Source organism: Alcanivorax sp. (assembly GCF_002733835.1).
Taxonomy (GTDB): domain Bacteria; phylum Pseudomonadota; class Gammaproteobacteria; order Pseudomonadales; family Alcanivoracaceae; genus Alcanivorax.
In genome coordinates, this window is sequence record NZ_NVWY01000001.1 from 230377 (window position 1) to 243041 (window position 12665).

Below are 12665 nucleotides of genomic sequence, written 5' to 3' on the forward strand. Positions count from 1 at the left end.
TACTTTCACACTAGAAACTGTCACTTTGTAAAATTACGCCCACAAAAAAAGGGCTGCCGAAGCAGCCCTTTTGTTTACCGTCCGGGTGGCATCAATCCGCCAGCACCGCCTTGGCAACAATGGTTTTCATAATCTCGTTGGTGCCACCGTAAATCCGCTGTACACGGGAGTCGGCGAACATACGGGCGATCGGGTATTCCCACATGTAGCCATAACCACCGTGCAGCTGCAGGCACTCGTCGATCACTTCGCACTGCAGGTCGGTAATGTAGTATTTGCCCGCCGCTGCGGTAGGAATATCCAGTTCTTTCTTCAGGTGCAGTTCCAGACAGCGGTCCACATAGGCGCGAGCCACTTCAAGCTTGGTGTGCATCTCGGCAATCTTGAACTGGGTGTTCTGGAAACCGGCGATCGGTTTACCGAAGGCCTTTCTTTCCTTCACGTATTCGATGGTGTGCGCCAGCGCAGACTCGGCCATGGCCAGACCACCAATGGAAATACCGAGACGTTCCTGGGGCAATTCTTTCATCAGGTAAATAAAGCCCATGCCTTCTTCACCCAGCAGGTTTTCTGCCGGTACGCGCACGTCCTGGAAAAACAGCTCGGAGGTGTCCTGGGCCTTCATGCCCACTTTCTTCAGGTTCTTGCCTTTCTCGAACCCCTCGGAATCGGTTTCCACCACAAACAGGCTGATGCCCTTGGCGCCTTTGGTGGGATCGGTTTTTGCCACTACAATCACGATGTCCGCATTCTGGCCATTGGTGATGAAGGTCTTGGAGCCGTTCAGCACGTAGTGATCGCCGTCTTTCACCGCGGTGGTTTTCACGCCTTGCAGGTCGGAGCCCGCGCCGGGCTCGGTCATGGCGATGGCTCCAATCATTTCACCGGTGACCATCTTCGGCAGGTATTTCTGTTTCAATACTTCAGAGCCATTGTTCTCAATGTAAGGCGCCACAATTTCTGTATGCAGCCCCCAGCCAATGCCGGTGAGGCCCAGTTTGGCAATCTCTTCACTGATCACCACGCTGTAGAGGAAATCAGCGCCGATACCGCCGTATTCTTCACTCACCATGGGGCACAGAAAACCCTGCTCGCCCGCTTTTAACCATACCTCTTTAGGCACAACGCCCTGCTGCTCCCATTCTTCATTGAAGGGAACGGCTTCGTTTTCCAGGAATTTGCGTACGGTATCGCGGAAGGTTTCGTGGTCAGAACTAAACAGCGTACGGGGAATCATCATGCTCTCCGGCATCAGGTTATCGGGAGTGGCCCCAACGCCGGACTGGCAGGGGCACAGAATGCCCCATAATGTTCACTGTGGCGGTCATCGGGCAATGACCGAAACGCTCAGGCCCTTGCTCATCTGTGAAACCCGGCCAATGACCCTCCTGCCGGAAGCTGATCAGGCGCGGTGTTCACGGCCCAGATATTCAGAGGATTGCATCTCTTGCAAGCGGGAACGGGTGCGCTCAAATTCGAAATCCAGCCGTCCACCGGCATAGATATCCTCGATGGGCACCTCGGCGGCGACCACCAGTTTGACGGCACGGTCGTAGAATTCATCCACCAGGTTGATAAAGCGCCGGGCCATGTCGTCCTTGCCCGCGCCCATCTGCTCCACATTGGCCAACAGCACGGTGTGGAACTCCCGGGCAATTTCGATGTAATCGGTCTGGCTGCGCGGCCCATCGCACAGTTCCTTGAACTCAAACCAGACCACATCGTCCGCGCAGACGACGGTAGCAATTTTGCGGCCCTCAATCAGCACATTGCCACGATCCCGGTGGCGGGAGTGATCCGGCTCCAAGGTCTGGAATCGTTCCTGCAGAAAGGCATCAGCCCCTTTCCCCAGGGGGCAGTGATATAGCTCGACCTGCTCCAGCAGACGCAGGCGGTAGTCATTGCCGCCGTCCACGTTCAGCACCTGGGTGTGCTCTTTCAGCAAATCAATGGCAGGGAGAAAACGGGCCCGTTGCAGGCCATCCTTGTACAGGCCATCCGGCTCGATGTTGGAGGTAGCCACCAGGGTCACGCCGTTGGCGAACAGCTCCTGCATCAAGCCAGCCAGTATCATGGCGTCGGTGATGTCGGTGACAAAGAATTCATCAAAACACAGCACCCGGGCCTGGCTGGCAAATTTGCGGGCGATGCTGATCAGCGGATTTTTTTCGCCCTGGCGTTCACGCATTTCCCGGTGCACTTTCTGCATAAAACGGTGAAAGTGCATGCGGCGCTTTTCCTTGAACGGCAGAGTCTGGAAAAACACATCCATCAGGTAGGTTTTGCCACGGCCCACGCCACCCCACATATACAGACCCATCTGCGGGCGGGGCTTGCGGAAGCGCCCGAACAAACCGCCTGACGATGGCTCTGCCAGCAAACGATGGTAGAGGTCGTCCAGCGCGGCGACGGCCCGCTCCTGGGCCGGGTCCTGGAAAAAGTCATCGCGCTGAAGGTCGGCCTTGTATTGCTCAAGAGGGGTCATGGGTCGCGGACCTGCCACTATGTAGTTGAAACCGGCTAAGGGCCTGAAACAGGCCCGGCAAGGGCGGGCCAATGTAGCGCCGGGGCCGCCAGCTGACAACCATCCGGGGAAAATCCACTCGCAGGGCAAAGCTAACCGGGCAGGTGGCTGGCCGCAACCTCCTTCAGGTCCACCAGCTTGCCGTGGAAAAAATGGCCGCAATCCGGGAAACGGACCAGATCGGGGGCAAGGGGTGTTTGCTCTGCCCAGCGAAACACCTGCTCCGCCGGCACCACTTCATCGTCCTCACCCTGCACCACGGTCACCGGGCAGCCTGTGTCTTCAATTTCGGCAAACGGATAATGGTGCACTGGCGGCGCCACCAGCAGCAGTTCCCGGGCGGGCATACCGTTGGCCTTGAGAATTTCCGCCCCGCGCGCCGCCACAAAACTGCCAAAGGAAAAACCCGACAACCACAGCGGCAATTGCGGATACTGGTGTGTCAGCCAACTGTGGATAGCCAGCAGATCCTCGGTTTCGCCGATGCCATCGCTATAGGCCCCCTGGCTTTCACCCACACCCCGGAAATTGAAGCGCACCACCACGGCCCCTTTATCCCGGGCCAGCCGAGCCAGGGTTGTCACCACCTTGTTGTCCATGGTGCCACCAAACAGGGGGTGGGGGTGGCAAACAATGGCCACAAACGGCGGCGTATCACTACCCTGTTCCACGACGACCTCCAGCTGCCCGGCTGGACCGGATAAGGTTTGCCGTTGTGCTGCCATTTTCTACTCCTATCGCATCCTGTTACGCCTTTCACCCTTGGCGGCTGAGCAGCTCTGTGCTGCAATAGCCTCAGCGTTATCGCCAGCGTCTTGGCGATACCTTACAGGAGTATGCCATGGATATGCTGACAACTGGGGTGCTGTGCTTTGCTGCCGGCGTGGTGGTAGGTGCAGGACTGCTTTTCTGGTTGTTACCGGCACGGCGGCAAGCCGGCCAACTGATTCGTGACCGTGACGAGGCCCGTCAGGCACTGAATCATTATCGGGACAAGGTAGACGATCATTTTCTGCAGACCGCTGATCTGGTCAACGATATGACCCAGGCGTATCGCTCCGTGCATGAGCATTTGTCCAAGGGCGCCCAGGTACTCTGCTCTGAAGTGGGCCGCAAACGGGCCGTGGCCAAATCCCTGGATTCCGCACCGGACAAGGAGAATAGCGAACCCATGGCGCCACCACTGGATTATGCCCCCAGCGCCAAGGGCACGCTCTCGGAAGACTTTGGCCTGCAGCAAAAACCCACCGGCCCCTTTGCGCCAGTGGACGTGGCCGATAACCCGATCCCCGACACCGTGGTCGAGCCGCCCCGGGATTATGCCGAGGGAGATGACGACGCCGCAGATGACAAGAAACCCGGCTGATGGCCGAGCAACCATAAAAAAAGCCCGCTGATGCGGTAATACCGTTCACTTAAGGTTCTGTGCCAGACCTGAAGCCTTCGCGATGTAAACATCGCCCCCCCTCAAACTTCGGGATTGGTGGGAAGTCATGCTCGCATGACGAAGATGTTCGCGCAGCGCTGCTTCCCCTAAATGAACAGCATTGCGCTGATGCGGGCTTTTTTATGGTTCATCACATCTTGGCGTGAATAACACGTTTCTCGCCGTTTGACTGGCTTATCGTGAACACTCCGCACTTTGCCAAACGCTCGACGCCGGATGCCTGACGTCAAACCCCATGGCCTGGGCGGCCTTTCAAGGCTTGTGGCAAAACCCTATGAATCAAACAGGGTAGCCACCCGCATGGGCACCGGCGCGTCTTCCACTTCAATCTCCGCCGGCAAGTTACCCGCCGGATCGCCGTCTGCCTGAATCGGCTCTTCACCGTTCTCACAGCGGATATGCACCCGCTGGGCTCGCAGGCTGGCCACGCCATCCATCCGCTCCATGCGCCCGAACAACAGGGCAACCAGGCAACGCAGTAAAAACCGCACGCCGGGCTTCTGGAATAACAGCACCTGCACCTGTGGGCGCAGGATATTGGCCTCGTTACTCAACACGAAGCTGCCACCGTAATGGCGGCCATTGGTGATAATGGCGGAGAAACAATCCAGTGGCCGGCCATCCACCTCCACCCGATAGTGGCGCTGACCATAACGGCCAACCTGGCCAAGCATGGATAGCACATAAGCCAGTTTGCCGAAACGCTCCTTGATGCCCAGGTTGACCCCATTGACCACCCAGGCGTCATAGCCAATGCCGCACATCATGATAAACCGCCGGCCATTCAGGCGGGCCGGCGTCACAGACACGCTTTTGCCCTTCACTACCACCTGCGCGGCCTGCTCCGGTTTTTTCGGCAACCCCAGCTCTTTGGCCAGTACATTCGCGGTGCCGGTGGCAAACACGCCCAGCGCCACGCCGCCAGCCAAGCCGTTGAGCACTTCGTTGGTAGTGCCATCTCCGCCCACGGCGACGACACAATCGCCTTGGTCCGAGAGCCCATTGAGGTAGTTCGTAGCGTCGTTGGGGCCTTTGGTGTAATACAGGCGCACGCTGGCTCCCTGGCGCTCCAGCTCAGCCACAAAACGGCAGAGCAACGCCTCCCGACCGCCACCGGCAGTCGGGTTGTAAATCACAGTGACTTTCATCAGACAGGAAACCCTCGTACTACTCCCGGTTCAGGCCGGGTTATCGATATCAATAAAGGTATGCTCAATGCCGTAATGATCGCTGAGCCACTGGCCCAGCGCCATGGCGCCATAACGCTCGGTGGCATGGTGGCCACAGGCGAAATAGTGCATGCCGGTTTCCCGGGCAAAATGGGTGGTCGGTTCGGAAATTTCGCCGCTCAGGTAGGCATCCACGCCTTTGGCCTGAGCCTTTTCGATAAAGCCCTGGGCCCCGCCGGTACACCAGCCGACCGTTTCAATTTCGTCGCCGGGATCGCCGATATGCAAGGGCGTCCGGCCCAATACCGCTTCCACATGGGCGGCGAATTCTGACGCACTCATGGGGCTGTCCAGTCGCCCCACATTGCCGATGGGCCGGGGCGAATCATCCAGCCCGCCTTCGGTGGTCAGGCCCAGACGGAGCGCCAACTGGGCATTATTGCCCAGTGTGGGGTGAGCATCCAGCGGCAGGTGATAGGCAAACAAGTTGATGTCATGGCGCAACAGAGTCTGCAGCCGTTGCTTCTTCATGCCCCGGATCTGCTGGCTTTCCCCTTTCCAGAAATAGCCGTGGTGGACCAGAATGGCATCGGCTTCTTCCACGATGGCCGCGTCAATCAAGGCCTGACAGGCCGTCACGCCGGACACCACCCGATGAATCTGCTCGCGGCCTTCCACCTGCAAACCATTGGGGCAGTAATCCTGAAACCGGTCCGTGGCCAGTTCCTGGTCGAGCAGAGACAACATGTAATCGCGCTTGAGCATGGCACCTTCCGGCAGGTCGGACATGATGAATGTGGTCGCAAAACCCGTGCAGGCTGATCTCTGCGCCAACCCTGCCACTCGCCAGGTGATGTACCCTAGGCGCGTAATCGTTGCAACGCGGGCCTTCGCAGGGCGTTGCCGAGAGCATGGCAATGGCTGGCGCGCGACCATTTGCCACAGCCAACCGGTGGTAGCAATCACCATTCACAGGTTCTACTATTGCGCGCAGTTTACCTATCAGACCCCTCACTTGTCTCGCCAGAGGCCCTTCACCAGGCTCTGACGAAAAAGGGGAACCGCATAAACGGGGGCATTACCGGTGATCAAACTGCTTCGTTTTCTGGCCGGCCCGGTGATTACCGGCCTGGCCGTCGGCCTTGTCGCCCTGTGGTGGTACCAGTGGGGCCCCAACGCTGAGCCCGCACAGCATGACACCGGCGTCGCCAGCTATGCCGGCGCGGTAAACCATGCGGCCCCGGCGGTGGTGAACATCTACACCACCCAGATCATCACCAACGAGGACGTGGCCGAAGACCCGCTGTTCAACCGCTTTATGGAACAACCCCGCCGTGAACGCGCCCTGAGCAGCCTGGGCTCCGGGGTAATTGTCGACGACGGCGGCTATGTGCTGACCAGTTATCACGTCATCCGCGATGCGGATGAAATTCTGGTGGCCCTGCGTGATGGCCGGGACGCCCCCGCCCGGGTGGTGGGCACGGACCCGGAAACCGACCTGGCACTGCTGCATGTTGCCCTGGAAGATTTACCCGAAGTCGAGCTGAACGGTAACGGCCCGGTGCAGGTGGGCGATGTGGTGCTCGCCATCGGCAACCCGCTGGGTGTGGGTCAGACAGTATCCATGGGCATCGTCAGTGCCACCGGCCGCAGCCACCTGGGCATCGCCACCTTTGAGAACTTTATCCAGACCGACGCGGCCATTAACCGGGGCAACTCCGGCGGCGCGCTGATTGATACCCGCGGCCACCTGATCGGCATCAACACCGCCATCCTGTCTGCGGACGGCAGCTGGCAAGGCATCGGCTTTGCCACCCCCGCCTCCATTGCCAAGGAAGTGATGAGTGACCTGATCGAACATGGCCGTGTGATTCGTGGCTACCTGGGCGTCACCGTGCAGGACATGACTCCGTCACTGGCGGACACCTTTGGCATGGAAGACGTACGCGGAGGCGTGGTCACTGAAGTGGTGGTCGACAGCCCTGCCCATAAAGGCGGCCTCCAGCCCGGCGACGTTCTGGTGGGAATCGACGGCGACGTGATGGCCGACGGCTACGAAGCCATGAACCGGATTGCCGGGATGAAACCGGACGACAAAGTAACCCTGGAAGTGATCCGCAACCGTCAGCCCCTGTCCGTGGACGTGGTCATCGGCACGCGCCCACCGGCGGAAACGGAATGAGGCAATTAATAGTTAATAATGAATAATTAATAACTACACGGTCTTTTTTTCAGGCTATACAAAACGCAAGAGGCCGCGCCCAAACCATGGGCGCGGCCTCTTGCGTTTCAAGACAGAGAACCTGTCTCGCGCACTATTAATTATTCATTATTAACTATTAATTGCCTTTAAAGCCCTTCTACACCGCTCAGCATTGCCCCTTCCGGGTAGCGAATTTCGAAGCCTTGTTTGAAACTTTCTTCCCCCCCGGCGGGCAAGGTGAACTGCCAGCGTTGCAGCCCTTTCACATCATCCACGTCGCGGGCATCTGCGGCCTTGCCTTTGGCCGTGACAACAATATCCTCGTTACCGGCCACCGGCAGGCGATCCAGCAGATTCACCGTCACCGCCTTGTCGTAATGGGACGTCAGAGTGATGTTTTTCAGCGCAGACAGGGTCTTCTCCTTGCTGATCAGGCCGACTTCTCCTTGCTGTGATGGCTCGCGAACCACGGCAATCTGCAGGCGCGGATCATCGCCGAAACTCATCTTCACCTTTTCGCCCTGCTTGATGCTGTCGCCACGGTGGTAACGGGCCAGCCGCTGACCATCGCGCAACAAAGTGACGCGCCCCGCCAACCAGGGCAGCGCGCTGGTATTCTTCCATTCCCCCACCAGCAACACCGCCGGCTGCTGCCAGAGATAACTTTCGCGGCTGAGCGTCACCGGCAGTTCAGCCTGCTGATAGGGCACACGGGCACTGGCGTTGCCACTGGCCAGAGACAACGGAGACGAAAGCGGCACGCGCATATCAAAACCGTGAGCCACCGGAGCGGCCACCGGCATCGCCTGCAGATGCTCAGCCATATCGGCTTCGAAGGCGGCCGGTTCCGCCATCACGCTGCGCAGGGACTGTTTGCGCATTGCCGGTTGCGGCGTCGCCAGACGCACTATCCAGGGCTGCGGATCCGGCAGGTGACGGTAACCGGCCGGCACCAGCCCCAGGGTGGCACTGACATTCTGCCAGTCCTCGCCAGTGCGGTTATGAATCAGCGCAATACCGGTAACGGCAACCGTTTCACTACCGCTATCCAGATCGACCCGCAATTGATTCTGCCAGCCGGCCTGGCCGGTAAAATACTGCAACTCCACCTGCGCGGTGGCCGACGCGTCAGCACCGACAGTGAGCACCAGTTCGCGGCTGCGAGTCTGCCCCTGCCCCAGCTGCTGCCGCTCCTGCCGCAGCGCCTCCAGCTTGCGTTGCTGTTCTTCCCGGGTCACCACACGCTGATTAATCGCCGCCTGTCGTTGCGCCACCGCCTTGCCAATGGACTCCCAAGCACTGGCCCATTTTTCCACCGGCACCTGGGCAAACACGGCCTCACCCTGTGGCGCCTGCCCCATCAGCGATTGCAGATGATTGATCTGTTGCTGGTCCAGGCTATCAGCCGCGCGGGCGGCGGCCATGGCCTGCTCCAGGTCAAGAATCGCCGCATCCAGCTCGGCACGACGGGCCGAGATATCGCCCTCAGCAATGGCAAACCCTTGTTGCATCCCCAGCAACCTGGCCCCTTTCACGGCCACCTGCAGGCTATCCAGATCCAGCTCCGGCAAACCTTTCACCACCAGCTGGTGCTCACCGGCGGGCAAAGCCTGGGAGAACGTACGACTGAGATGGGCCTGGGCGGGAAACAACACGGCCTTGCTCACCGGAGCGGTAACCGCAAAGTCAGCGGCAAAAAGGGGAATCGGAATCAGGGCACAGGCGAGCAGTAGCGAACGTTTCATTATTAAGGCCTTTGCGTTGGGCGATGCCTGTTAGTACCGCAGGTATGGGAAAGGTTCAAGCGGGCAAACCCTGACTTCGGCCAACAGGCGATTTAGGAGCGAGAAGACCTCTGAAAAAGCCAACATTGGTAATATCTGTGGGAAGTAATGCTCGCATCACGAACAACGGTGCAAAGCTAAAGCGCCTTCGCGATGCAAGCATCGCTTCCCACGGTAGTATCGCCGTCTTCATAAAATGCAAAGTTCAAGCGCGACTCTACCCGTTAACCCAAAGAGGCCGCGCCCAAAGGGTGGGCACGGCCTCTTTGTCTGCATGTGGCAAAACTTATTCCACGCTTTTTAACTTTCAGTTTTCAGCTTTTCACTCAACCCGTCCAGCGCCGCAATCAGCGCCTGATTCTGTTCTGGCGTGCCCACGGTGATCCGCAGGTAGTCGGCGATGCGCTCGGGTTTGCCAAAATGGCGCACGATAATGCCTTGCTCGCGCAGCCCCTGGGCCAGTTCAGCACCACTATGCCTCTCGTGGCAGGCAAAGAGAAAATTGGCCGCCGAGGGCAAACTGTCGAAGCCCCGCTGCGCCAGCTGATCGGTGAGCCACTCACGCTGACCAATCACCTGCTCGCAGCCTTTTTCAAACCATTCCTGATCCTCAAACGCGGCCACGCCGGCGGCAATGGCCAGACGATCCAGTGGGTAGGAGTTGAAGCTGTCCTTGATGCGATTCAGACCATCAATCAAGGCCTCATCACCCACTGCCAGCCCGATACGCAAGCCGGCCAGGGAGCGGGATTTTGACAGGGTTTGGGTAACCAGTAGATTCGGGTAGCGGTTTACCAGGGCGATTGCCGTGGTGTCGCCCTGCCCCGGGCTACCGGCAAAATCGATGTACGCCTCATCGATCACCACCAGGGTTTCCGTATTGATCTGTAACAGGCGCTCAATCTCACTCAGCGGCAACAGCTTGCCGGTGGGCGCATTGGGATTGGGAAAAATAATACCGCCGTTGGGGCGCGGCTTGTCGCCGGCGAGATAATCATCCACCGCAATGCCCAACTCACCATCGAGCGGCACCGGCTGGTAGTCGATCTGATACAGGCCACAATAGACCTTGTAGAAGCTGTAGGTAATATCCGGGAACAGCAGCGGCTGATCCTGTTTGAAAAACGCCATAAACAGGTGCGCCAGCACTTCGTCGGAGCCATTGCCAACAAACACCTGGGAACGCTCGATCCCGTAACCTTGATTGGAATAGTAATCGGCGATGGCCTGCTTGAGCTGGCTGCTGTCCGGGTCCGGGTACAGCCGCAGCCGCTCGTCCGCCTCAGCGCGGATCGCCTCAATCACTTTCGGCGACGGGCCGAGCGGATGCTCATTGGTGTTCAGCTTTACCAGCTTGTCCATCTTGGGCTGCTCGCCGGGCACATAAGGCTCCAGCCCATGAACGAAGTCGCTCCAGTATTGACTCATAAGTTCTCCGCCGGAAGCCTGACGCCAAACGCCGGACAAAGAGGCCGCACGTCAGGCGTCTGGCATCTGGCTTCTAGCGTTTAATTCTATATTCCGCACTGCGCGCGTGGGCCGTCAGGCTTTCGCCGCGCGCCAGCGGGGAGGCGATTTTTGCCAGGGTGCTGGCCCCGTCCGGGGAGCAACCAATCAACGAGCTGCGCTTCTGGAAATCGTACACGCCCAGCGGCGACGAAAAGCGCGCGGTAGCGCTGGTGGGCAGCACGTGATTTGGCCCGGCACAGTAATCACCCAGCGCTTCCGGCGTGTGACGGCCCAGAAAAATCGCACCGGCATGACGAATTTTTTTCGCCCACTGCTCCGCGTCATCAATGGATAATTCCAGGTGTTCGGAGGCGATGCGGTTGGCGATCTCAATGGCCTGATCCAGGTCTTTCACCTGAATCAGTGCACCGCGATGCTTCATGGAGGTACGAATAATGGTCTCGCGCTCCAGGGTCGTCGCCAGGCTTTCCATGGATTCGGCCACCTGATTCAGGAACGCCGCATCCGGGGACACCAGAATCGCCTGGGCTTCCTCATCGTGCTCCGCCTGGGAGAACAGGTCCATGGCGATCCAGTCCGGGTCGGTCTTGCCGTCACAAACCACCAGAATTTCCGAGGGACCGGCAATCATGTCGATGCCCACTTTGCCAAACACCTGCCGCTTGGCTTCGGCCACATAGATGTTGCCGGGACCGACAATTTTGTCCACCGCGGGCACGGTTTCGGTGCCGTAGGCCAACGCGGCCACGGCTTGCCCGCCGCCCAGGGTAAAGAGCTTGTCGACCCCGGCGATGGCCGCCGCCGCCAGCACCATGTCATTGATAATGCCGTCCGGGGCGGGCGAGACCATGATGATTTCGCCCACACCGGCCACCTTTGCCGGCAGCGCATTCATCAACACGGAACTGGGATACGCCGCCTTGCCACCGGGCACATAGATGCCGGCCCGATCCAGTGGCGTCACCTGCTGGCCCAGCAAGGTGCCATCGGCTTCGCGGTAGTGCCAGGAATCCTGCTTCTGCTTTTCATGGTAACGGCGCACGCGATCGGCGGCGGCTTCCAGGGCCTCACGCTGCTCGGCAGGAATGCGCGCCAGCGCAGCCTGCAACTGGGCGTGATCCACCACCAGCTTATCCATGCTCGCTACGTCACGACGATCAAAGCGGTTGGTGTATTCCACCAGTGCCGCGTCGCCGCGCCGGGCCACATACTTGAGAATGCCGCGCACGCGATCGGCCACTTCGTCATCGCGTTCTTCCGACCAGGCGGTGAGCGCGGCCAGCTTGGCATCGAAGTCCGCATCTTGGGCGTTAAGCCAGGTGGTTTCCATGATCTCTCTCGTTCAACGCAACAGGCCCGCACACATCCAGCCACCCGCGTGACCGCGTGAAGCGTGTTGCATGCAAGCGTTAACTTAACCCGCCTTGCGAGACGCCACCGCCTCGGCCAGCTTGTCCAGGATCGTCTGGATATCACTGTGACGGGTCTTCATGCTGGCCCGGTTGACGATCACACGGGTAGAAATGTGGGCGATCAGCTCGGTGGGCTCCAGGCCGTTGGCGCGCAGGGTATTGCCGGTATCGACAATATCCACGATGCGGTCCGCCAGCCCCACCAACGGGGCCAATTCCATGGCGCCATACAGCTTGATCACTTCTGCCTGTTTGCCCTGCTGGGCGTAATAGGCCTTGGCCACATTCACAAACTTGGTGGCCACGCGCAGGCGGCTGCCGGTTTCCGGGGCGTCCTTCATGGCCGCCACCATCAATTTGCAGCGGGCAATGTCCAGATCCACCGGTTCAAAGACCCCGTCACCGCCGTGCTCCATGAGCACGTCCTTGCCGGCCACACCGATATCCGCCGCGCCATGCTGCACATAGGGCGGCACGTCCGTGGCGCGGATGATGATGATTTTGACGTCGTCACGGCTGGTGTCGAAAATCAGTTTGCGTGAGGCCGCCGGGTCTTCCAGCAGCTCAATGCCTGCGGCTTTCAGCAGCGGCAGGGTTTCCTTGAGAATACGCCCTTTGGAGAGGGCGATGGTCAATGGCTTGCTCATCACAGGTCC

General features: G+C 59.3%; 11 protein-coding genes. 2 read left to right on the forward strand and 9 right to left on the reverse strand.

Translation table 11 applies throughout. The features are described from left to right. Positions 1-91: 91 nt before the first annotated feature. The 3 genes from COA55_RS01090 to COA55_RS01100 all read right to left on the reverse strand — a co-directional run bounded on the left by COA55_RS01090 (position 92) and on the right by COA55_RS01100 (position 3249). A complete protein-coding gene (locus COA55_RS01090) occupies positions 92-1237 on the reverse strand; it encodes an acyl-CoA dehydrogenase family protein (RefSeq protein ID WP_290500225.1) in 1146 nt (381 codons plus the stop codon). 165 nt (positions 1238-1402) lie between these two features. After that, on the reverse strand, positions 1403-2485 hold the full coding sequence (zapE, locus tag COA55_RS01095) for a cell division protein ZapE (protein WP_290500186.1): 1083 nt from the start codon (positions 2483-2485) through the stop codon (positions 1403-1405). 131 nt (positions 2486-2616) lie between these two features. Beyond that, positions 2617-3249, reverse strand: coding sequence for an alpha/beta hydrolase (locus COA55_RS01100; protein ID WP_290500187.1), 633 nt, complete (start codon positions 3247-3249; stop codon positions 2617-2619). A gap of 116 nt (positions 3250-3365) precedes the next feature. Between COA55_RS01100 and COA55_RS01105 the strand changes: the two genes are divergently transcribed. Continuing rightward, a complete protein-coding gene (locus COA55_RS01105; RefSeq protein WP_063519931.1) occupies positions 3366-3890 on the forward strand; it encodes a YhcB family protein in 525 nt (174 codons plus the stop codon). A gap of 353 nt (positions 3891-4243) precedes the next feature. Here the strand turns inward: COA55_RS01105 and COA55_RS01110 are convergent, their stop codons facing one another. Beyond that, complete coding sequence (locus COA55_RS01110) at positions 4244-5119, reverse strand: YegS/Rv2252/BmrU family lipid kinase (protein ID WP_290500189.1); 876 nt, start codon at positions 5117-5119, stop codon at positions 4244-4246. A gap of 30 nt (positions 5120-5149) precedes the next feature. Continuing rightward, positions 5150-5905, reverse strand: coding sequence for a Nif3-like dinuclear metal center hexameric protein (locus COA55_RS01115; RefSeq protein ID WP_063520432.1), 756 nt, complete (start codon positions 5903-5905; stop codon positions 5150-5152). A 319-nt stretch (positions 5906-6224) separates the two neighbouring features. Between COA55_RS01115 and COA55_RS01120 the strand changes: the two genes are divergently transcribed. Continuing rightward, complete coding sequence (locus COA55_RS01120; protein ID WP_063538185.1) at positions 6225-7322, forward strand: trypsin-like peptidase domain-containing protein; 1098 nt, start codon at positions 6225-6227, stop codon at positions 7320-7322. A gap of 167 nt (positions 7323-7489) precedes the next feature. Here the strand turns inward: COA55_RS01120 and COA55_RS01125 are convergent, their stop codons facing one another. From COA55_RS01125 to hisG, 4 genes are all read right to left on the reverse strand, one after another. Then, entirely contained in the window at positions 7490-9088 is a 1599-nt protein-coding gene (locus COA55_RS01125; RefSeq protein WP_290500191.1) for a DUF4139 domain-containing protein, read from the reverse strand. 339 nt (positions 9089-9427) lie between these two features. Next, positions 9428-10555 (reverse strand): histidinol-phosphate transaminase, encoded by a 1128-nt coding sequence (gene hisC / locus COA55_RS01130; RefSeq protein WP_290500193.1) that lies wholly within the window; start codon positions 10553-10555, stop codon positions 9428-9430. Positions 10556-10628: 73 nt separating this feature from the next. Next, positions 10629-11927: a histidinol dehydrogenase gene (gene hisD, locus COA55_RS01135; protein WP_290500194.1), complete on the reverse strand. Its 1299-nt coding sequence runs from the start codon at positions 11925-11927 to the stop codon at positions 10629-10631. A gap of 84 nt (positions 11928-12011) precedes the next feature. Further along, positions 12012-12656 carry an ATP phosphoribosyltransferase gene (hisG, locus tag COA55_RS01140; protein ID WP_290500196.1) on the reverse strand — a complete coding sequence of 215 codons (645 nt, stop codon included), beginning with the start codon at positions 12654-12656 and terminating at the stop codon, positions 12012-12014. Positions 12657-12665: the final 9 nt, after the last annotated feature.

Coding starts and splice junctions, on each gene's coding strand:
- COA55_RS01090 (WP_290500225.1), bottom strand. CDS start 1,237: ATGATTCCCCGTACGCTGTTTAGTTCTGACCACGAAACCTTCCGCGAT.
- zapE (WP_290500186.1), bottom strand. CDS start 2,485: ATGACCCCTCTTGAGCAATACAAGGCCGACCTTCAGCGCGATGACTTT.
- COA55_RS01100 (WP_290500187.1), bottom strand. CDS start 3,249: ATGGCAGCACAACGGCAAACCTTATCCGGTCCAGCCGGGCAGCTGGAG.
- COA55_RS01105 (WP_063519931.1), top strand. CDS start 3,366: ATGGATATGCTGACAACTGGGGTGCTGTGCTTTGCTGCCGGCGTGGTG.
- COA55_RS01110 (WP_290500189.1), bottom strand. CDS start 5,119: ATGAAAGTCACTGTGATTTACAACCCGACTGCCGGTGGCGGTCGGGAG.
- COA55_RS01115 (WP_063520432.1), bottom strand. CDS start 5,905: ATGCTCAAGCGCGATTACATGTTGTCTCTGCTCGACCAGGAACTGGCC.
- COA55_RS01125 (WP_290500191.1), bottom strand. CDS start 9,088: ATGAAACGTTCGCTACTGCTCGCCTGTGCCCTGATTCCGATTCCCCTT.
- hisC (WP_290500193.1), bottom strand. CDS start 10,555: ATGAGTCAATACTGGAGCGACTTCGTTCATGGGCTGGAGCCTTATGTG.
- hisD (WP_290500194.1), bottom strand. CDS start 11,927: ATGGAAACCACCTGGCTTAACGCCCAAGATGCGGACTTCGATGCCAAG.
- hisG (WP_290500196.1), bottom strand. CDS start 12,656: ATGAGCAAGCCATTGACCATCGCCCTCTCCAAAGGGCGTATTCTCAAG.